The organism is Streptomyces polyasparticus (assembly GCF_014493765.1).
Classification (GTDB): Bacteria; Actinomycetota; Actinomycetes; order Streptomycetales; family Streptomycetaceae; genus Streptomyces; species Streptomyces polyasparticus.
Genome location: NZ_JACTVJ010000006.1, coordinates 276,811 through 296,508 on the forward strand (window position 1 = coordinate 276,811; position 19,698 = coordinate 296,508).

Here is a 19,698-nt window from a genome sequence, read left to right on the forward strand (position 1 = left end):
CAACAGGCGGCATCGCCGCGAACGCACCACAGGAAGGTCACCCATGTCCCGCACCGCCCGCTTCACCCTCGACCCCGCCTTCACCGTCGGCAAGGTCGACCCCCGTCTGTACGGCTCCTTCGTCGAGCACCTCGGCCGCTGTGTCTACACCGGCATCTTCGAACCCGGACACCCCACGGCCGACGAGGCCGGCCTGCGCGGAGACGTCCTCGAACTCGTCAAGGAACTGGGCGTCACCGCGATCCGCTACCCCGGCGGCAACTTCGTATCCGGCTACAAGTGGGAGGACTCCGTCGGCCCCGTCGACGAGCGTCCGCGCCGTCTCGACCTGGCGTGGAGGTCCACGGAGACCAACCGCTTCGGGCTCTCCGAGTTCATCGACTTCCTCAAGAAGGTCGGCCCGCAGGCCGAGCCGATGATGGCCGTCAACCTCGGCACCCGGGGCGTCACCGAGGCCATCGAGCTGCAGGAGTACGCCAACCACCCCTCGGGCACCGCCCTTTCGGACCTGCGGGCCGCGCACGGCGACAAGGACCCGTACGGCATCCGCCTGTGGTGCCTGGGCAACGAGATGGACGGGCCCTGGCAAACAGGCCACAAGACCGCCGAGGAGTACGGGCGCCTCGCGGCCGAGACCGCCCGCGCGATGCGTCAGATCGACCGTGACGTCGAGCTGGTCGCCTGCGGTTCGTCGGGCTCGGGCATGGACACCTTCGCGGAGTGGGAGGCGACGGTGCTCACGGAGGCGTACGACGTCGTCGACTACATCTCCCTGCACGCGTACTACGAGCCGCTCGACGGCGATGTGGACTCCTTCCTGGCCTCGGCCGTGGACATGGAGTCCTTCATCGAGAACGTGGTCGCCACCTGCGACCACATCGGCGCGAAGCTCAAGTCGAAGAAGAAGATCAACCTCTCCTTCGACGAGTGGAACGTCTGGTACCTCTCCAAGACCCAGGAGGAGGCCGAGAGCAACCCCCTGGACTGGCCCGAGGCGCCGCGCCTGCTCGAGGACAACTACAGCGTCACCGACGCCGTCGTCTTCGGCTCGCTCCTGATCGCGCTGCTCCGCCACGCCGACCGCGTGACGGTCGCGTGCCTGGCCCAACTGGTCAACGTCATCGCGCCGATCATGACGGAGCCGGGCGGTGCGGCCTGGAAGCAGACCACCTTCTTCCCGTTCGCCGAGGCCTCCCGGTACGGCCGTGGCGAGGTCCTCGACGTCCGCGTGGACTCGCCCACGTACGAGACGAAGAAGTACGGCGAGGTGCCGCTCCTGCACGCCACGGCGGTACGCGGCGAGGACGGCACGGTCACGGTGTTCGCGGTCAACCGGAGCCAGGACCAGGAGCTGCCGCTCGAAGTCGCCCTGCACGGACTGGAGTTGAGCGAGCTGACCGAGCACACCGCGCTGTCCGACGCCGACCCCGACGCGCGCAACACCCTCGACGATCCGGAGCGTGTCACGCCGCACCGGATCAGCGGATCGGCCCTGGACGGCGGCACGTTGAAGGCCGTGCTCGAGCCGCTCTCGTGGAACGTGATCAGGCTGAGCTGAGCCTGGGGCGGCGCTGTGTGGAGACCCCCGTTTCGAAGCGCTTCGAATTTATGCCGTCCTACCCGTTGACGTATGTGAACGGGGGTCTCTACCTTGACCCAGCAAGCGCTTACTAAAAACGTTTCAATCCGCAGTAGGGGGCTCAACCATGCACGAATCCAGGAGTGTTGACCGGCGCGCGATGCTCAAGATCGCCGGCGGTTCCGTGGCCGCTCTCGGCCTGACGACAGCCGGTTGCGGCGGCGGGGCCGGCGCGGGGGACGGGACCGTGACCCTGCGGTACTCCTGGTGGGGTGCGGACGACCGGGCCAAGCGGATCAATGAAACGATCAAACTCTTCGAGAAGAAGTTCCCGAAGATCAAGATCAAGACCGATTTCCAGCCCTACCCCGACTTCTGGAAGAAGTTCAACACCCAGGCGTCCGGCGGCAACCCGCCGGATGTCTTCCAGAACGCCATCGGCTTCCTGCGCAAGTACGACGCCAAGAACGTGCTCCTCGACCTGCACCCGCAGGCCAAGGCGGGCCACCTCCGCCTGGAGGGCTTCCGGGCCGGTCTGGAGAAGTTCGGCGAGGTCGACGGCAAGCTGCTCGGCGTCCCGGTCGGCAGCAACTCGATGGCCCTCGTCATCGACAAGAACGTCTACACCAAGGCCGGCGTCAAGCCCGAACAGGGCTGGACCTGGGACGAGTTCGACGCCGCGCTGAAGTCCATCAGCGACAAGACGGACCGCGCCGGCGACAGCGGCATGTACGGGGTCATGTACCTGTACGACCTCTACCTGCGCCAGAACGGCAAGGCCTTCTTCACCGAGAAGAGCCTCGGCTTCACCGAGGCCGACCTCAAGCAGTGGTGGGAGAAGGGCAAGAAGGACACCGAGTCCGGCCTCGTCGCCCCCACCAAGAAGGTCGTCCAGGCCAAGCCCAAGTCGGCGGTCACCGCCGAGCTCGCGGCCGGCGAGTTCACTTGGGACAACTTCACCAACCGCTATACCGCGGAGGGCAAGAGCGAGTACGGTCTCGCGCCGATCCCCACCACCGACGGCAAGAAGACCGGCCAGTACCTCGGCTCGCTGATGCTCAGCGGCTCCAAGCGCACCAAGCACCCCAAGGAAGTCGCCCAGTTCATCGACTTCATGGTGCACGACCCCGAGGTCGCCAAGATCATGGGCTACGACCGCGGCGTCCCGTCCACCACCTCACAGTACGAGGCCTTCAAGCCGACCGACCCGGTCGCCAAGGAGATCGCCGCGTACGAGGAGTCCCTGGTCGCCGCCGGTGTCCTCGAGCCCATTACGCCGCACCCGGCGGGCGCCGACGTCTGCGAGATGGCGTTCATGCGCCTCGCCGAGGAAGTCGGCCTGGGCACGCGCTCGGTGGACGAGGCGGTCAAGCAGTTCTTCACCGAGTCGAAGACGGCTCTCGGCAGCTGATGGGCCCCACTGTGACCGACGTCCGAGCAACGGAGGCGCGAGGCATGGGCACCAAGGTGCCCGGCCCGCGCTCCGCTCCGGCGCCCTCGCCGGACCCCGCCGCCGCACTGAAGCGGCGGGCCCGGCGGGAGAACCTCGCCGGCTATCTCTTCATGTCCCCCTGGATCGCCGGGTTCCTGCTGCTCACCGCGGGCCCGATGATCGCCTCCCTGTACTTCGCGTTCACCGACTACAACCTCTTCGACGCCCCGAAGTGGATCGGCCTCGCGAACTTCGAGGAGATGTTCGCCGACCCCCGCTGGCGTCACTCCGTTTCGGTGACCCTGTGGTACGTCGTCATCGGCACCCCGCTGAAGCTGCTGCTCGCCCTCGGCGTCGCGCTGCTGCTCGCGCAGAAGCGGCGCGGCCAGGGCTTCTACCGTGCCGCGTTCTACGCGCCCTCGCTGATCGGCGCCAGTGTCTCCGTCGCGATCGTCTGGAAGGCGATCTTCTCGGACGACGGCCCGGTCGACAAAGCGCAGCGCACCTTCTTCGGCGTGGACGTGGGCGGCTGGATCGGTGATCCGCAGTGGATCCTGTACGCCCTGGTAGGGCTCACCGTCTGGCAGTTCGGTGCCCCGATGGTCATCTTCCTGGCCGGCCTCAAGCAGGTACCGCGAGAGCTGTACGAGGCGGCCGAGGTGGACGGCGCGGGACCCTGGCGCAGGTTCTGGAGCATCACGCTGCCGATGATCTCCCCGGTGCTGTTCTTCAACATCCTTCTGGAGACCATCCACTCGTTCCAGATCTTCGCCTCCGCGTACATCGTCGGCGGCGGCGCGGGCGGCAGCGCCTGCGGTCCGGCCGACGGATCGCTCGTCTACACCTGTTATCTCTACGTCCAGGGCTTCGAGAACAGCCGGATGGGCCTGGCCTCCGCCATGGCGTGGATGCTGCTCGTCGCGGTCGCGCTGGTCACGGCGGTCCTGTTCTGGTCCCAGAAGCGCTGGGTGCACTACGAGGAGGGCGCCCGATGAGCGCACCACCGGCCGCAGTGGCCAACTCAAGCCGCCGTGTGCGGGGTTCGCTGGCCTGGCATGCCGGAGCACTCGCGGTCCTTGCCGTCGTGCTGTACCCCGTGGTGTGGCTGATCGGGGCCTCCTTCAAGGAGGGCGACGAGATCATCGGCAGTCTGCAGCTGCTGCCGACCGATCCGGTCGCGAAGAACTACACCCGGCTCGCCGATGGGCTCGCCGACATCCCGATCTCCACCTTCTTCTACAACTCGGCCTTCCTCGCGGTCGGTTCGGTGATCGGGGTGCTGCTCTCCTGCTCGCTGGCCGCGTATGCCTTCGCGCGGATCAAGTTCGCCGGCCGGAACATGTTCTTCGTCCTGATGATCGGCACGCTGCTGCTGCCGTACCACGTGCTCCTCATCCCGCAGTACGTGCTGTTCCAGAAGATGGAGCTGATCGACAGCTACACCCCGCTGCTGCTCGGCAAGTACCTGGCCACGGAGGCGTTCTTCGTCTTCCTGATGGTGCAGTTCATGCGGAACCTGCCGAAGGAGCTGGACGAGGCCGCCCGTCTCGACGGCTGCGGGCATCTGCGGATCTACTGGTCGATCGTGCTGCCGCTGTGCCGGCCCGCCCTGATCACCAGCGCGATCTTCACGTTCATCAACACGTGGAACGACTTCATGGGCCCGTTGATCTACGTCAACACGCCCGAGAAGTACACCGTCGCGCTCGGTCTGAAGATGTTCGTGGACCAGGAGGCCGTGTCCGACTACGGCGGCATGATCGCCATGTCCCTGGTCGCGCTGCTGCCGGTCCTGGCCTTCTTCCTGGCGTTCCAGCGGTACCTGATCGACGGTATGGCCACCTCCGGACTGAAGGGCTGAGTGCACCATGAGCGTGACCTCGACGAGGGCGGCCCGTGCGGGACGCGGAGAGTCGGCCTTCCAGCGCGGTCTCGCCGTGTTCGCCGAGTGTCTGCTCACCGGCGTATGGATCTTCCTGGCCGCGCTGCCGCTGGTCACGCTGCCCGCGGCGGTGGCCGCGGGCGCCGCGCATCTGCGCCGCCACCTGCGCCACGAGGCGTCCGGGTGGCGGCAGTTCACCGCCGACTGGCGTACGGCGGTGCGGCGCGGCTGGCTCGCCGGTCTCGCCGGCTGGGCGGGGCTCGCCCTGGTGTGGGCGGACCTCGCGGTCGTACGGGCCGGTCTGCCCGGCGGTGCGTTCGTGGGGACGGTCGGTGTCCTTGCCGCCTTGGTCGCGGTCGTGGCCGCGCTGCGCGCCGCGGTGAGCTGGGAGCCGGGCGCCTCGTGGCGCGTCCTGTTCGCCGCCGCGGCCCGGCGCACCGTGCTCGACCCGGCCGGATCCGCCGTCCTGGTCTGCGGGTTCGCGGTGATCGCGGCGTCCGCCTGGTTCGCCGCGCCCCTGCTGGCGCCCGCGCTCGGCATCGTCACCGCGGCGGCCCTCGCGGTCGAGCGGCGCCGGGCCGCCTGAGCTTCCCCTCCGTACGGGCTATGTGACGCCCGTACGGAACGTCTCTGCCGTACGGGCGCGTCGACGCCCTCCCTCCCAGGACCCATGGGCGCTTCGGCGCCCCCTCCCTCAGGTCTGTCATGTCCGCGTAAAGGAGAACCGTGTCTCCCACCCGTAGATCCCTGCTCAAGCTGGCCGCCGCGGCCGGTGTCGCCGGCCAGACCAGCTGGCTGCTCGGCGCCCAGGAAGCACAGGCCGCCGCCCCCGGCGCCCCGGGCGCCGCCGAGCCGGTCACCGTCAGCTGGCTGGAGGACGGCGGTCTGGGCGCAGCCGCCGGATCGACCTTCGGTGTGCCCTGGCCCAAGGGCGCCCACGCCGAGGACACCGGCTTCGCGCTGACCACGGCCGACGGCAAGGCCGTCCCCGTGCAGACCTGGGCCACCGCCTACTGGCCCGACGGCTCCCTCAAGTGGACCGCCCACGCGGTCGGTCCAGAGGCCGCCGGCGCCGAGAAGTTCACGCTCGCCGCGGGCGCCGCCGCCACCGCCGAGAAGAAGGTGACGGTCACCGAGAGCGGGAGCCGTATCACCGTCGACACCGGGGTGATCAAGGCAGTCATCCGCAAGGACGGCGGCAAGCTCGTCGAGTCCGTCACGCGCGGCGCCACCGAGATCGCCACGCAGGGGCGCCTGGTGCTCCTGCGCCAGGGCGACCTCGACGACGGCGACGCGGGCAACGCCAAGTGGGAGAAGTTCGACGGCGAGATCAGCGGCGCCAAGGTCGAACAGGACGGCCCCGTGCGCGCGGTCGTCCGCATCGACGGCAAGCACCGCAAGGGAAGCCGCAGTTGGCTGCCGTTCAGCGTGCGGCTCTACTTCTACGCGGGCGCCGAGTCCTTCCGTATGGTGCACACCATCACGTACGACGGAGACCAGGAGAAGGACTTCATCCGCGGCCTCGGCGTCCGCTTCACCGTGCCGATGCGCGACGCGACGTACGACCGGCACATCCGGATCGCGGGCGAGGGCACCGCGCCTGCCGTCGGGTTCCTGACCGAGGCGGTCAAGGGCATCACCGGACTGCGCCGCGACCCGGGGGCCGCCGTGCGCACCGCGCAGGTCAAGGGCGAGAAGCTGCCCGACCCGAGCACCTGGGACCAGCGCGTCACCAGCCGGCTCCAGTACATCCCCGAGTGGGGCGACTACACGCTCAGCCAGCTCAGCGCCGACGGCTTCACGCTGCGCAAGCGCACCAAGGCGGGCCACGGCTGGATCACCGCGGGCGGCGGCGGGCGCGCCAACGGGTTCGCGTACGTGGGCGGGGTCAGCGGCGGACTCTCGTTCGGGCTGCGGGACTTCTGGCAGAAGCACCCCGCCCAGCTCGACATCCGCGGCGCCGCGAGCGACGAGGCCGAGGTCACCCTCTGGCTCTGGTCGCCCGAGGCGCAGCCGATGGACCTGCGCTTCTATCACGACGGCATGGGCCAGGACACGTATCCCGAACAGCTCGAAGGCCTCAACATCACGTACGAGGACTACGAGCCCGGCTTCGGTACCCCGTACGGCATCGCGCGCACCAGCGAGCTGATGTTCTGGGCGAACGGCTCCACGCCGAGCGCCGAGACCTTGGTCCAGCAGGCGGACACCGTCCGGATGCCGCCCCAACTGGCCGCCTCACCGCAGGACTTGACCAAGGCGGGCGTCTTCGGCGGGCTCTTCGCCCCGGTGGACCGCTCCACCGCCGCCAAGGCGAAGATCGAGGACCAGCTCGACTTCCTGTTCACGTACTACAAGGACCAGGTCGAGCAGCGCCGCTGGTACGGATTCTGGGACTACGGCGACATCATGCACACCTATGACAGCGACCGGCACCAGTGGCGCTACGACGTGGGTGGCTACGCCTGGGACAACTCCGAGCTCTCGCCCGACCTCTGGCTCTGGTACGCGTATCTGCGCTCGGGCCGCTCCGACATCTTCCGCTTCGCGGAGGCCATGACCCGCCACACCGGCGAGGTCGACGTCTACCACCTCGGCAAGTGGGCGGGCCTCGGCACCCGGCACGGCGTGCAGCACTTCGCCTGCAGCGCCAAGCAGCAGCGCATCTCCACGGCCGTCTACCGCCGGCAGTACTACTTCCTCACGGCGGACGAACGCGTCGGCGACCTGATGCACGACCTCGTCGACAGCGACGAGACCTTCCTGGTCCTCGACCCGATCCGCAAGATCCGCACTGAGCCGTACACGCCCGACCGGCACGCCCTGTCCATCGGCTTCGGCACCGACTGGAGCGGACTCGCCGCCGCCTGGCTGACCGAGTGGGAGCGGCGCGGACCGAAGGCGGCGAAGGCCGAGGCGCGGCTGCGCTCCACGATGGAGACGATCGCCGCGCAGCCCAACGGCTTCGTGCAGGGCACGGGTCTGTACGACCTGGACACCGGCAAGTTCGCCGTCGCCGACAAGCCCGTGGTCGGGGTCTCGCACCTGTCCGCGATGTTCGGCCTGGTCGAGATGTGCGCCGAGCTGATCGACATCATCGACATGCCCGCGTTCAGGACGGCCTGGCTCGACTACTGCCGTTACTTCAACGCGACCAAGGCCGAGCAGGCCGCGCGCTACGGCTCCAACTTCGGCACGCTGCTGCTCTTCCAGGGCCACTCGCGCCAGGACGCCTATGCCGCGGCCCAGTTGAAGGACGACCAGCTGGCCGCGCGTGCCTGGCAGAAGTTCTTCAAGAGCGACGGCTACACGGTCACGACGGACTGGAGCAGGACCAAGCTCGAAGGCCCCTCCGTCCTCGTACCCGGCTACGAGAACCTCAAGGTCAACACCAACGAGACCGCGCTCTTCGGGCTCGCCGCCATCCAGAACCTCGCCCTCGTCGGCGACAAGATCCCGGGATGAGGGCGGTCACGATGAGACACACCACCACGCTCCTCACCGCGGTCGTCGCGCTCGGCACGCTCGCCGCGGTGCCCGCGCACGCCGAAAGCCCCGGCTACGGCACCGGTCCCGGACTCGACCACTGCACCACCACGGTGCCGGTCACCTGCCACTTCGACGTCCCCGTGGGCACGTACACCGTGACCGTGGAGCTCGGCGGGGAAGCGGCGGCGAGCACCACGGTCACGACGGAAACCCGGCGCACCCTGGTCGCCGAGACCGCCACCGGACCGGGCGAGACGCTGCGCCGCACCTTCACGGTCGACGTACGCGACCCGCAGGGCGAGCCCACCGGACCGGTCGGCACCCCCGGTCTCGACCTCACGGTCTCCGGCGCCGCACCCCGGCTCGCGGGTCTGAAGGTCACGCCCGCTCCGGGCGCGCGCCAGATCCTGCTCGCGGGGGACTCCACCGTCTGCGACCAGCCGGGGGATCCGTACGCGGGCTGGGGACAGGAGCTGCCGCAGTTCCTCGGCAAGGGCCAGGCCGTCGCGAACTACGCGGATTCGGGGGAGGGCTCGCAGTCCTTCCGCGACAACCCGGTCTTCTTCGACGCGCTGCGGTCCCGTATCCGCGAGGGCGACCTGGTGCTCATCCAGCTCGCCCACAACGACAAGCAGACGCCCGCCGAGATCTACCGCGCCAACCTCACCGCCATGATCGACGGCGTACGGGCGGAGGGCGGCCGGCCGGTTCTGGTCACCCCGATCGTGCGGCGTTGGTTCAACGCCGACGGCACCCTGAACAACGGCACCGCGCTGATCGTCAACGGCCTCGGGGTGGACCTGCCCGGCGAGGTGCGGGCGCTCGCGGCCGCGCAGGACGTGCCGCTGATCGACCTGACCGCGCTGACGAAAGCACGGGTGGAGCAGCTGGGGCCCGAGGCGTCCAAGGCGCTGTACCTCTACAACGAGAAGCGGGACAACACCCACACCTCGGTGCGGGGAGCCACCGAGTTCGCGGCGCTGGTGCACGGTGAGCTGCGGGGGCAGGGGTTGATTCCGTAGCGCGTGTCCGTGCTGTACGCCGGGGTCCCGTGGGCAGCTCCACGGGACCCCGACGTGCTGACAGGGGCGATTCCCGGCCAGCGGAACGGCAGGGATCAGGACTTTGTTTCCACCCCTTCGTGGACTCGGGTCACAGCCGATGCACAGGGGCGCGAGCAGCTCCGTTAGCATGTTCGACCGCGTGGTGATCGCGTGCATGAACCTTCTGCCGGCAAGCAACGTCTTCGAGGACACACAGCGACCATCCAGCCAATATCTAGCGAACTGGCCAGGAGCATTGATAGCGAATCCGACGCGGGAGTCGACGCGCACCAGTGACCGAACGCGGGCGGCCGCACGGTGGCAGCCCAAGACCCTGATCTGGGTCGTGGCGGGCGTCGTCGCGCTCGGCTTCGTCGTGGGGCTGGAGTTCGCCGCGCGGAACTACGGCGTGCCCGGACCGCTCACCCAGCAGGCGCGCGAGCTCATCTTCGCACCCGCCTCGGGGCCGCTCCTGTACGCGGCCATGGCGCTGATGATGGTCGTGCTCACCAAGCGGGAGCGCATCGTCGCCTTCGGCGCCGCGGTCGGCATCGATCTGCTCTTCTGGCTGGTGCGCTGGGCCGTCGGCGCGGACATGAACTTCGGCAACGGCGCGCTGTGGGTGATGGTCGGCGTCGCGGTCACCGCCGTGACCCGGCGGGCGGGGCCCGAGCGGGTGCTGCTCCTCAAGGGCGTCGGCCTCGGACTGCTGCTCGTGGCGGGCCGCAAGACCGGTGACGCCTGGCTCCTGATCACCTCGAAGACCCGGCCGAAGGTGCTCGACCCGTATCTCGCGACCGCCGATCACGCGCTCGGCAACCCCTCCTGGGTGGCCGGCCGGATCCTGGAGGCCATCGGGCCGGTCGGCGCGCATGTCCTCGACTGGGTCTATGTGCAGCTCGCCGTGGCCGCCGTGGTCATCTCGCTCTACCAGCTGCGGAACGTCTCGGCCGCCCGCCGTTTCCCGCGCCACCATCTCGTACGGACCTTCCTGGTGATAGGTCTGCTCGGGCCCGGCATCTACATGATCTTCCCGGTGGTCGGCCCCGTCTTCGCGTACGGGATCGACGGCGGCCTGTGGGCGGCCGGCCAGGTGTGGCCGCACACACCGGTCCAGCTGACCGCGCCGCAGGCGATCCCCTTCGACCAGATCACCCCGCGCAACTGCATGCCGAGCCTGCACACCGCGTGGGCGACGGCCCTGTTCATCCACTCGCGCAAGGGGCCGCGCCTGCTGCGGTTCGCCGGGACGTTCTGGCTCGTGGCCACACTCTGCGCGACGCTCGGCTTCGGCTACCACTACGGGGTCGATCTCGCCTCCGGCGTGGTGTTCGTGCTGACCATCGAGGCGGCGCTGCGGGCACAGGAGCACGGCTGGGACCGTCCGGCGCTCAAGCTCGCGGGCTACGGTGCGGGCGTGTTCACGCTGATGCTGGTCATGTACCGGTTCGCCGCCGTGGAGATGTCCCGGTACCCCGTGATCTTCGGGATGCTCGTGCTCCTCGCGATGGGTTCGGTCATCTACGGCTACGTACGGATCAGCAAGCGCTGGGAGCAGAAGTCCCTTCCCACGCCGCGCAGGCCCGTTCTGCCCCGGCCCGCTGCCGCGCCGGTTCCGTAAGCCTCGCGCGCCTTCTTGTCGGTACGCGTCCTGTTGTCGGTGCGCGCCTTCTTGTCGGCGCGCACCGTCTTGTTGCCCCCACTCAGGTCGTCTACTGTATGCAATCTGCGATCCGGTGACCGGTGCCCGGGTCGGGCCATGCGCCGGGCGGGAGGGGCCACCCATGCTGTTTCGCCAGCTGGAGTACTTCGTCGCCGTGGCGCGCGAGCGGCACTTCGCCAGGGCCGCCGAGTCCTGTTACGTCTCGCAGCCCGCGCTCTCCGCCGCGATCGCCAAACTGGAGCGCGAGCTCAACGTCACGCTCATCAACCGCGGGCACAACTACGAGGGCCTCACGCCCGAGGGCGAGCGGCTCGTCGTGTGGGCCAAACGGATCCTGGCCGAGCAGGAGGCGTTCAAGGCCGAGGTGGCCGCCGTGCAGTCCGGGATCACCGGCACGCTCCGGCTCGGCACCGAACCCACCGCGTCGACCACGCTCGCGCTGCCCGTGGGCGCGTTCTGCTCGGCGCATCCGCTGGCCAAGGTGCAGGTGCGCTCGCGGCTCGCGACCAAGGAGCTGCTCCGCCAGCTCAGGGAGTTCGAGCTGGACGCGGTGATCGGCTACTTCGGGGCCGATGACCACGAGGGGCTGCAGGTCGTGCCGCTGTACGAGGAGCAGTACATGGTGGTCTCCGGCGATCAGCTGCTGCCGCCGGGCACGACCATGACCTGGGCCGAGGCGGCGCAGCTGCCGCTCGCGCTGCTGACCCCTGACATGCGGATCCGGCAGCTCATCGACGAGGTGCTCGGCCGCGCGGACCTGGTGGCCATGCCCCAGGTCGAGACGGACTCGATCGCCTCGCTGTACGCGCACGTCGGCGTGGGGGAGTGGGCCAGCATCGTGCCGCACTCGTGGCTGCGGGCGATGCCGGTGATCGGGCGGGCGCGGGCGGTGCGGCTGGTGTCGCCGGATGTGCGGGCCCAGGTGTCGGTGGCGATCCACGCGGCGACGCCTGGGTCGGTGGCGGCGCGGGCGTTCGTTTCGGCGGCGACGGGGTTGGCGTTGGATTCGTTTTTCGGGGAGCCGGTGGTGGGGGGTGTGCATCGGGTGCGGGCGGCTGTCGGGTGACGGGGTGGTGGGGTGCGGGTTCGTGGCGCCTGCGGCGGGCCTCTCTCCCCGCCCCGCCCCTTCCCGGCAGTGACATTTTGCGGCTCCGCCGCGTGGGGGCTCCGTCCCCGGACCCCCTCATCCGAACTTCGTTCGGATCTGCTCAAGCGCCGCAGGGGCTGGTGGGGAAACCCTCCCTGAGTGCCTGGCGATCCAGGCCGCCCTGGGTCGTGTGGGGCAGCGTGGTCACGATGTCCACGCGGTCCGGTACGCCCGGCATCGCCAGTCGTCCGCGGCAGTAGCGCAGTACCTGCTCCGACCCCAGGTACTCGCCCTCGCGTGCGACCACGGCGGCCCCCACGCGCTCGCCCAACTCCGGGTCGGGCAGGGCGAAGACGGCTGCCTCCAGGACGCCGGGGCAGCCGGCCAGGATGTCCTCGATGTACTCGGGGGAGATGCGCCGGCCGCCGCGGTGGATCAGATTTCTGATCCGGCCGGACAGGAAGAGGTAACCGTCCTCGTCGAGCCGTCCCAGGTCGCCGGTGCGCAGCCAGCCCTCCTGGAATCCGTGTGCGGTCGCCGCCGGATCGGCGAGGTAGCCCCGGGCGACGGCGGGGCCGCGCACCCACACCTCGCCTTCCTCTCCTGTTGCGCAGGTCCGCCCTCGCGCGTCCACGATCCGCAGCTCGACCCCGGTGGGCCGGCCCGCCGAGGCGTGCTTGAGGAAACCGTGCTGAGGGAGCGGTTCGCTCGTGACCTGGTGCGTGGACTCCGTCATCCCGTACGCGGTCAGCAGCGGCGCGCCGAAGGTGCGTTCCAGGGCGCGCTGGGTCGCGGTGTTGAGCGGGGCGCTGGAGCTGCGGACGAACTTCAGCGGGGCCGCACCCGGGCCCGGATAGTCGCGTTCCGCTCGCTCCAGGAGCAGTTCGTGCACGGCCGGGACCGCGGTGAACCAGGTGGCCGCGACCGCGCGTACGTCGTCCCAGAAGGTGGTGGCCGAGAAGCGTCCCCCGGCGGGCAGCAGCACACAGCCCCCGCTCGCCAGCGAGGCGAGCAGCGTCGCGAACAGGCCGTGGCTGTGGAAGAACGGCATCACCGCGACCGTCGCATCGCCCGGACCCAGCTCGTACGTGCCGCAGATCCCGCGGATCGCGGCCATCACGTTGACGTCCGTGAGCGGCACCATCTTGGCGCGGTCGCTCGTGCCGACGGTGAAGAGGATCAGCGCGTCCCCCTTGCCGTCGTCCGCTGCAGACGCTTCCCGCAGCTCGCCCGACGCAAGCCCCAATGCCCCCCGCGGCACATCCGCCCTCAGCGTCCAGGAACCCGGTACGCCGACGTCGGGCGAAGCCAGAACAGCCCGCGCCCCCAACCCGGCCAGCCGTTCGGTGAGTTGGCCCCGAGCCCACTCCGGATCGACCGGCGCCACCACCAGACCGGCCCGTGCCGCCCCGAGCAGTCCGACCACGAACTCCACGGTGTTGGCCGAGACCAGGACCACCCTGTCGCCGCGCCGCAGCCCGGACCGGGTGAGCCGGTGCGCCAAGTCGTCGACCAGGGCGTGCAGTTCGCGGTACGACAGGCTGCTCCGGTCGGCGGCGTGGACGAGTGCGGTGGCCGAGGGACGTTCCCGTACCGGCCGATCCAGAAGATCCGCCAGGCCGGTGATCGCCGGCGGACGGTACAGCGATACGCCCCGCACCGATGCCGCGGTCGAAACGGCCATGACCCCCACCTCTTCGTACGGAGGAACCTCGCGGACACAGCCCCGGAAGGCTGCCGTCTAGCGAGCGTGCGCGGCCCGTCGGCGCACGTCCAATACGCGCTGGTGAACACCCGATAGCGGGTGCTTATCAACCGGGGCGAAACCCCAGGTGGCGAGGGTTGGTCGGACGCTCGATAGACGGCGTTTATCGGCTGGTCGCCGATACGTCTTGGACGGCGGCGAGCGGGGTGCGCAAGGTGAGACCAGTAGCCGCATCAAGGACCGCACGTATGACCGCTCAAGGAGGAGCTCGGACCATGACTGACACTGCTGCTGCCACCGACACCGCGGCGAGCGATGGAGACCGGGCCGAGCTCACCGACGGATACCACCTGGTCGTCGACGCGCTCAAGCTCAACGACGTCGAGACGATCTACGGCGTGGTCGGCATCCCGATCACCGACCTCGCACGCCTCGCCCAGGCCGAGGGCATCCGCTACGTGGGCTTCCGCCACGAGTCCAACGCCGGGCACGCCGCGGCCATCGCCGGATACCTCACGAAGAAGCCCGGTATCGCGCTCACCGTATCCGCGCCCGGCTTCCTCAACGGGCTCGTAGCGCTGGCGAACGCCACCACCAACTGCTTCCCGATGGTGCAGATCTCGGGCTCCAGCGAGCGCCATCTCGTCGACCTCAAGCAGGGCGACTACGAGGAGATGGACCAGCTCGCCGCCGCGCAGCCCTTCGTGAAGGCCGCGTACCGGATCAGCCGGGTCGAGGACATCGGCCGCGGCATCGCCCGCGCGCTGCGCACCGCGATCTCCGGCCGGCCCGGCGGTGTCTATCTGGACATCCCGGCCGCCGTACTCGGCTCGATCATGCCTGCCGACGAGGGCGCGAAGACGCTGAGCAGGCTGGTCGACCCGGCGCCCCGGCAACTGCCCGCGCCCGAGGCCGTGGACCGCGCGATCGAGCTGCTCGCCTCCGCCGAGCGCCCCCTCGTCGTGCTCGGCAAGGGCGCCGCCTATGCCCAGGCGGACGAGAAGATCAAGCAGTTCATCGAGTCCACAGGCATCCCGTACGCGCCGATGTCCATGGCCAAGGGCCTGCTGCCGGACGGCCACCCGCAGTCCGCGGCCGCCGCGCGCTCCCTCGCTCTCAAGCGGGCCGACGTGGTGGTCCTGATGGGCGCGCGCCTCAACTGGCTCCTGAACCACGGCGAGCGGGGCTGGAACCCGGACGCCCAGTTCATCCAGATCGACATCGAGCCCAAGGAGATGGACTCCAACCAGCCCATCGCCGCGCCGCTCGTCGGCGACATCGAGTCGGTGCTCGACGCGCTCGCCGAGCGCACCAAGCCCGGCCAGATCTCCGCGCCCCAGGCGTGGAAGGACGAACTGGCCACGAAGACCGCGGACAACGCGGCGAAGATGGCCAAGCGGCTCGAGGCCGACCCGCACCCGATGCAGTTCATGGGAGCGCTCAAGGCCGTACGGGACGTGCTGCGCGAGCGTCCCGAGGTGTACCTCGTCAACGAGGGCGCCAACGCGCTCGACATCGCCCGCAACGTCATCGACATGCAGGTACCGCGGCACCGCCTCGACAGCGGTACGTGGGGCGTGATGGGCATCGGCATGGGATACGCGATCGCCGCGGCGGTGGAGTCGGGGCAGCCGGTCGTCGCGGTCGAGGGCGACAGCGCCTTCGGGTTCAGCGGCATGGACCTGGAGACCATCTGCCGCTACAACCTGCCCGTCGTCACCGTCATCATGAACAACGGCGGGGTGTACAAGGGCGACGAGGCCCCCGGCGGCGGCTCCAGCGACCCTGCGCCGACCGCGCTGATGAGCGCCGCACGGCACGATCAGATGATCGAGGCCTTCGGCGGCAAGGGCTACCGGGCCACCACGCCCGCCGAGGTCACGGCGGCGCTCACCGAAGCACTCGCCGCGGGCGTACCGGCCCTGATCGACTGTGTCATCGACCCCTCGGCCGGCACCGAGAGCGGCCATATCGCCCACCTCAACCCGAAGGGGCTCGGCAACTTCGGCGGCAAGAAGTAGCGCCGCGAACAGCGGTCTCCCCGCGGCTGCCACGATCGGGCCGGGCTCTCCTCGTACGAGGAGAGCCCGGCCCGATCGGTGTGCGACGGGGTCTTACCGACTCCCGCTGCCGCTCGTATAGTTACGTAACTTTACCGACGCAGCTGTGCACTGACCGGCGCCTCCGATACGCACGCGAGGAGCTCGAAGTGAACGATCCTGCTCCGTTACCCAATCCCACCCCCACCCCCACCCCCACCCCCACCCCCACCCCCACTCCCTCGTCCGTCGTCCTCGCCCTCGACATCGGCGGGACGAAGACCGCCCTGACCGTCGCCGACCTCGACGGTCGGCGCCTCGCCGACCTCACCGTCGCGACGCCCGCGGACCAGGGCGCCCAGGCCGGCCTGAAGAGCGCGGTCGACGCCGCACGGGCCCTGCTGGACGGCCGCGAACCCGTCGCCGTGGGCGTGTCCACCATCGGGATCCCCGGCGAGGACGCGGTGGCGCTCGCTCCGAACATCCCCGGCTGGGAGGAGCTCGCGCTCGGCCGCGAACTCGCCCTGGCCTTCCCGGAGTCTGCGCTGCGCCTGGTCAACGACGTGAAGGCCGCGGCCCGCCACGAACACGACCACGGCGCCCTGGCCGGCGCCGACCCCGGCCTGTACCTCAACCTCGGCACCGGACTCGCCGTCGCACTCGTCGTCGGCGGCACGGTGCTCTCCGGGCGGCACGGCGCCGCGGGCGAGATCGGGTACAACCTGCTCTCGCCGGCCGACGTCGGCAAGGCGGCCCCCGTCCCGCTGGAGTCCGTGGTCAGCGGGAAGGCGCATGCCCAACGCCCGCTGGGAGAGGGCGAGTTCCTGAACCTGCTCGCCTTCCATCTCGTCAACCTCGCCATCGCCCTCGATCCCGAACGGATCGCCGTCGGCGGCGGCATGGTCCGCTCCTGGGCGGCGCTGCACGGTCCGCTGCGCCGCGCCCTGGACGCCGCCGTGCCCTATCCGCCCCAGCTCGTCCGCGCCGCGCACCCCTACGAAGCGCCGCTCCTGGGCGCACTCGCGCTGGCCGTGGAGGCCGCGCACCACCCCGTATGACCGTGTGAACTCCCGAAGGGACTGGCAGCCATGAGGCCCACGCGCACCCTCGCCGCCGCTGTCGTCGTCGCACTCGCATGGACGGCAACGGCCTGTTCGGAGACCAAGCGGAAAGACGACGACAACAACCCCACGCAGAGTGCGGGGCCGCGCAAGAAGGGCGGCGAGGTCACCATCGCCAACACGGCGGGCCAGACCTGGACCTGCAACTTCAACCCGTTCAACCCGGCCGTCTACAACACCTCGATCGGCTTCGTGTACGAGCCTCTCGTCTTCGTCAACGCCCTGAAGGACGCGGCCGAGACACCGATGCTCGCCAAGAGCTACCAGTGGAACGCCGACAAGACGCAGATCGACTTCACCATCCGCGAGGGCGTGAAGTGGAACGACGGGAAGCCGTTCACGGCGAAGGACGTGGCCTTCACCTTCAACCTGATGAAGGAGCATCCGCCCATCGACCTGTACGCGCTGTGGACCACCGCGGGGCTGCAGTCCGTGACCGCCTCCGGCGACAAGGTCACGCTGAAGTTCAAGGAGGCCGCACAGCCGTACTTCTACGCCTTCGCCAACCAGCAGCCGATCGTCCCCGAGCATGTCTTCGGCGCGGGTGAAGCACAGAGCAAGCCCGAGACCTGGGTGGACAAGAAGCCCGTCGGCACCGGCCCGTTCGAGGTCGACCCGTGCTCGCCCAACAACATCCAGTACACGGCCAATGCCGAGTACTGGCAGCAGGGCAAGCCGTACATCCAGAAGGTCCAGTACCCGGCGTACCTCGACAACGCGCCGGCGAACCTCGACCTCGCGAGCGGCAAGGCGCAGTGGGGCAGCCAGTTCATCCCGGGGATCGAGCAGTTCTATCTCGGCAAGTCGAAGGACAACCACACCTGGTCCCCGCCGGTGCTCAACGTCGGCATCTACCCGAACCTCGACCCGTCCAAGAAGACCAGCAGCAACAAGAAGGTCCGGCAGGCCATCTCGTACGCCATCGACCGCGAGCAGGTCGCGAAGATCGGCGTCGGCGGTCAGGTGCCCGTGGCCAACCAGTCCGGCGTCGTGATCCCGACCTTCGACAAGTACTACGACGCGGCCGCCGTACAGAAGGCGGGCTTCGACAAACCCGACCCGGACCGGGCCAAGGAGCTCCTGTCCGAGCTCGGCTATTCGCCGTCCAAGCCCCTGAAGCTCACCATCCTGTCCATCACCGGCTACACGGACTGGGACGCCTCGCTCAAGGTCATCAAGCAGAATCTGAAGGCCGTCGGCATCGACCTCACCGTGCAGACCCTCGCCCAGCAGACCTTCGTCGGGCGCCTGTACACCGGCGACTACGACTTCGCGTACTACAACCAGCAGACCAGCGGCCCGTCCCCGTACTACGAGCTCCGGCAGATGCTGCACTCCGCGAACACCGCACCGCTCGGCGAGAACGCGCCCAGCAACTTCGAGCGCTACAAGAACCCGCAGGTCGACGCGCTGCTCAACGAGTACGCGGCGGCCGACGAGGGACGCCAGGCGGAGATCGTCAAGGAGGTCTCCCAGTTCATGCTGGACGACGTCCCGGTGATTCCGGTGGTTTGCGCGGTGGACTGGTACCAGTACAACACTGAGGACATCGCGGGCTGGCCCACCGAGGAGAACCCGTACGCCCAGCCCGCCGCGTACAACTTCCCGGACAACGGGCAGGTTCTGGCCAACATCTACTCCAAGTCCGCTCAGTAGGCGGTGACTTGTGCGCTTCATCCTGCGCCGCCTGGGGTTCTTCGTGCTCACGCTCTGGGCGGCGCTCACCCTGAACTTCTTCATCCCGCGCTTCATGCCGGGCGACCCGGTCGACGCGCTGATCGTGCGCACCCGCGGCCGGGTCACCCGGGAGTCCCTGGAGGGGATGCTGACCTCGTTCGGCTTCAAGCCGGACACGAACCTCCTGGTCCAGTACCTCGACTACCTGGGCCATATGTTCACCGGCGACTGGGGCCGCTCCATCGGCCAGACCCTGGGCGAGCCGGTCACCTCGCTGATCGGCGGGGCGCTGCCCTGGACGCTCGGCCTGGTCGGCATCACCACGGTCCTGGCGTTCCTGCTCGGCGCCTTCATCGGTACGGTCGCGGGCTGGCGCCGCGGCGGCACGCTCGACGCGATCCTGCCGCCGATCTTCGTGGTGACCTCCGCGCTGCCGTACTTCTGGGTGGGGCTGCTCCTGATCCTGGTGTTCTCGGAGTGGACCGGCGGGCTGCTGCCGTCCAACTTCAACTACGACACCTCGATCGTCCCCGGCTTCTCACCCGGGTTCGTCGGCAGTGTGCTCACGCACGCGATCCTGCCGGCGGCGACGCTGCTCATCACCACGATCGGCGGCTGGATCCTGACCATGCGCAACAACATGATCACCACGCTCGCCGAGGACTACGTACGGATGGCGCGCGCCAAGGGCCTCAACCCCCGCCGCATCATGTACGCCTACGCGGCCCGCAACGCCGTCCTGCCGAACCTGGCCGGCTTCGCCATGTCGCTCGGGTTCGTGATCTCCGGCGCGATCCTCATCGAGTACGTCTTCAACTATCCGGGCGTCGGCTATCTGCTCTACAACTCCGTGCAGAACGTCGACTACCCGCTGATGCAGGCCCTGTTCATGCTCTTCACGGTCGCCGTCCTGGTGGCCCTGCTGATCGTGGACATCGCCACCGTATGGCTCGATCCGCGCGCCCGGGCGAAGGGATGACG

At 69.3% G+C, this 19,698-nt stretch carries 14 protein-coding genes; 13 read left to right on the forward strand and 1 reads right to left on the reverse strand.

What is annotated here, in order from left to right; all coding sequences use genetic code 11:
* Window positions 1-43 precede the first annotated feature (43 nt).
* The 9 genes from arfA (at window position 44) to H9Y04_RS13250 (ending at window position 12,154) form a co-directional block, all read left to right on the forward strand.
* Window positions 44-1,558, forward strand: coding sequence for an arabinosylfuranosidase ArfA (gene arfA, locus H9Y04_RS13210; RefSeq protein ID WP_187814006.1), 1,515 nt, complete (start codon window positions 44-46; stop codon window positions 1,556-1,558).
* Between the two features lie 148 nt (window positions 1,559-1,706).
* Window positions 1,707-2,990 (forward strand): ABC transporter substrate-binding protein, encoded by a 1,284-nt coding sequence (locus H9Y04_RS13215; RefSeq protein WP_187814007.1) that lies wholly within the window; start codon window positions 1,707-1,709, stop codon window positions 2,988-2,990.
* Between the two features lie 44 nt (window positions 2,991-3,034).
* Entirely contained in the window at window positions 3,035-4,006 is a 972-nt protein-coding gene (locus H9Y04_RS13220; protein WP_236070788.1) for a carbohydrate ABC transporter permease, read from the forward strand.
* Window positions 4,003-4,872: a carbohydrate ABC transporter permease gene (locus tag H9Y04_RS13225; protein ID WP_187814009.1), complete on the forward strand. Its 870-nt coding sequence runs from the start codon at window positions 4,003-4,005 to the stop codon at window positions 4,870-4,872. The genes H9Y04_RS13220 and H9Y04_RS13225 overlap by 4 nt, the downstream gene beginning before the upstream one ends.
* A 7-nt stretch (window positions 4,873-4,879) precedes the next feature.
* Window positions 4,880-5,479 (forward strand): hypothetical protein, encoded by a 600-nt coding sequence (locus tag H9Y04_RS13230; protein WP_187814010.1) that lies wholly within the window; start codon window positions 4,880-4,882, stop codon window positions 5,477-5,479.
* A gap of 140 nt (window positions 5,480-5,619) precedes the next feature.
* Complete coding sequence (locus tag H9Y04_RS13235; protein WP_187814011.1) at window positions 5,620-8,358, forward strand: exo-rhamnogalacturonan lyase family protein; 2,739 nt, start codon at window positions 5,620-5,622, stop codon at window positions 8,356-8,358.
* A gap of 11 nt (window positions 8,359-8,369) precedes the next feature.
* Window positions 8,370-9,404: a rhamnogalacturonan acetylesterase gene (locus tag H9Y04_RS13240; RefSeq protein WP_187814012.1), complete on the forward strand. Its 1,035-nt coding sequence runs from the start codon at window positions 8,370-8,372 to the stop codon at window positions 9,402-9,404.
* A 277-nt stretch (window positions 9,405-9,681) separates the two neighbouring features.
* Window positions 9,682-11,046 carry a phosphatase PAP2 family protein gene (locus tag H9Y04_RS13245; protein ID WP_438818102.1) on the forward strand — a complete coding sequence of 455 codons (1,365 nt, stop codon included), beginning with the start codon at window positions 9,682-9,684 and terminating at the stop codon, window positions 11,044-11,046.
* Window positions 11,047-11,209: 163 nt separating this feature from the next.
* Window positions 11,210-12,154: a LysR family transcriptional regulator gene (locus H9Y04_RS13250; protein WP_187814013.1), complete on the forward strand. Its 945-nt coding sequence runs from the start codon at window positions 11,210-11,212 to the stop codon at window positions 12,152-12,154.
* A gap of 142 nt (window positions 12,155-12,296) precedes the next feature.
* Here the strand turns inward: H9Y04_RS13250 and H9Y04_RS13255 are convergent, their stop codons facing one another.
* Complete coding sequence (locus H9Y04_RS13255) at window positions 12,297-13,859, reverse strand: FadD7 family fatty acid--CoA ligase (protein WP_187814014.1); 1,563 nt, start codon at window positions 13,857-13,859, stop codon at window positions 12,297-12,299.
* A gap of 296 nt (window positions 13,860-14,155) precedes the next feature.
* Between H9Y04_RS13255 and oxc the strand changes: the two genes are divergently transcribed.
* From oxc to H9Y04_RS13275, 4 genes are all read left to right on the forward strand, one after another.
* Window positions 14,156-15,901: an oxalyl-CoA decarboxylase gene (oxc, locus tag H9Y04_RS13260; RefSeq protein ID WP_187814015.1), complete on the forward strand. Its 1,746-nt coding sequence runs from the start codon at window positions 14,156-14,158 to the stop codon at window positions 15,899-15,901.
* A 188-nt stretch (window positions 15,902-16,089) separates the two neighbouring features.
* Complete coding sequence (locus tag H9Y04_RS13265) at window positions 16,090-16,977, forward strand: ROK family protein (protein WP_187814016.1); 888 nt, start codon at window positions 16,090-16,092, stop codon at window positions 16,975-16,977.
* A gap of 30 nt (window positions 16,978-17,007) precedes the next feature.
* Window positions 17,008-18,696, forward strand: a complete 1,689-nt coding sequence (locus H9Y04_RS13270; protein WP_187814017.1) for an ABC transporter substrate-binding protein — start codon at window positions 17,008-17,010, stop codon at window positions 18,694-18,696.
* 10 nt (window positions 18,697-18,706) lie between these two features.
* Entirely contained in the window at window positions 18,707-19,696 is a 990-nt protein-coding gene (locus H9Y04_RS13275) for an ABC transporter permease (protein WP_187814018.1), read from the forward strand.
* Window positions 19,697-19,698 lie beyond the last annotated feature (2 nt).

Excerpts from the sequence above, each read along its gene's own strand:
- H9Y04_RS13240 (WP_187814012.1), top strand. The coding sequence starts at position 8,370 with ATGAGACACACCACCACGCTCCTCACCGCGGTCGTCGCGCTCGGCACG.
- H9Y04_RS13230 (WP_187814010.1), top strand. The coding sequence starts at position 4,880 with ATGAGCGTGACCTCGACGAGGGCGGCCCGTGCGGGACGCGGAGAGTCG.
- H9Y04_RS13270 (WP_187814017.1), top strand. The coding sequence starts at position 17,008 with ATGAGGCCCACGCGCACCCTCGCCGCCGCTGTCGTCGTCGCACTCGCA.
- H9Y04_RS13220 (WP_236070788.1), top strand. The coding sequence starts at position 3,035 with ATGGGCACCAAGGTGCCCGGCCCGCGCTCCGCTCCGGCGCCCTCGCCG.
- H9Y04_RS13250 (WP_187814013.1), top strand. The coding sequence starts at position 11,210 with ATGCTGTTTCGCCAGCTGGAGTACTTCGTCGCCGTGGCGCGCGAGCGG.
- H9Y04_RS13215 (WP_187814007.1), top strand. The coding sequence starts at position 1,707 with ATGCACGAATCCAGGAGTGTTGACCGGCGCGCGATGCTCAAGATCGCC.
- H9Y04_RS13225 (WP_187814009.1), top strand. The coding sequence starts at position 4,003 with ATGAGCGCACCACCGGCCGCAGTGGCCAACTCAAGCCGCCGTGTGCGG.
- H9Y04_RS13255 (WP_187814014.1), bottom strand. The coding sequence starts at position 13,859 with ATGGCCGTTTCGACCGCGGCATCGGTGCGGGGCGTATCGCTGTACCGT.
- arfA (WP_187814006.1), top strand. The coding sequence starts at position 44 with ATGTCCCGCACCGCCCGCTTCACCCTCGACCCCGCCTTCACCGTCGGC.
- oxc (WP_187814015.1), top strand. The coding sequence starts at position 14,156 with ATGACTGACACTGCTGCTGCCACCGACACCGCGGCGAGCGATGGAGAC.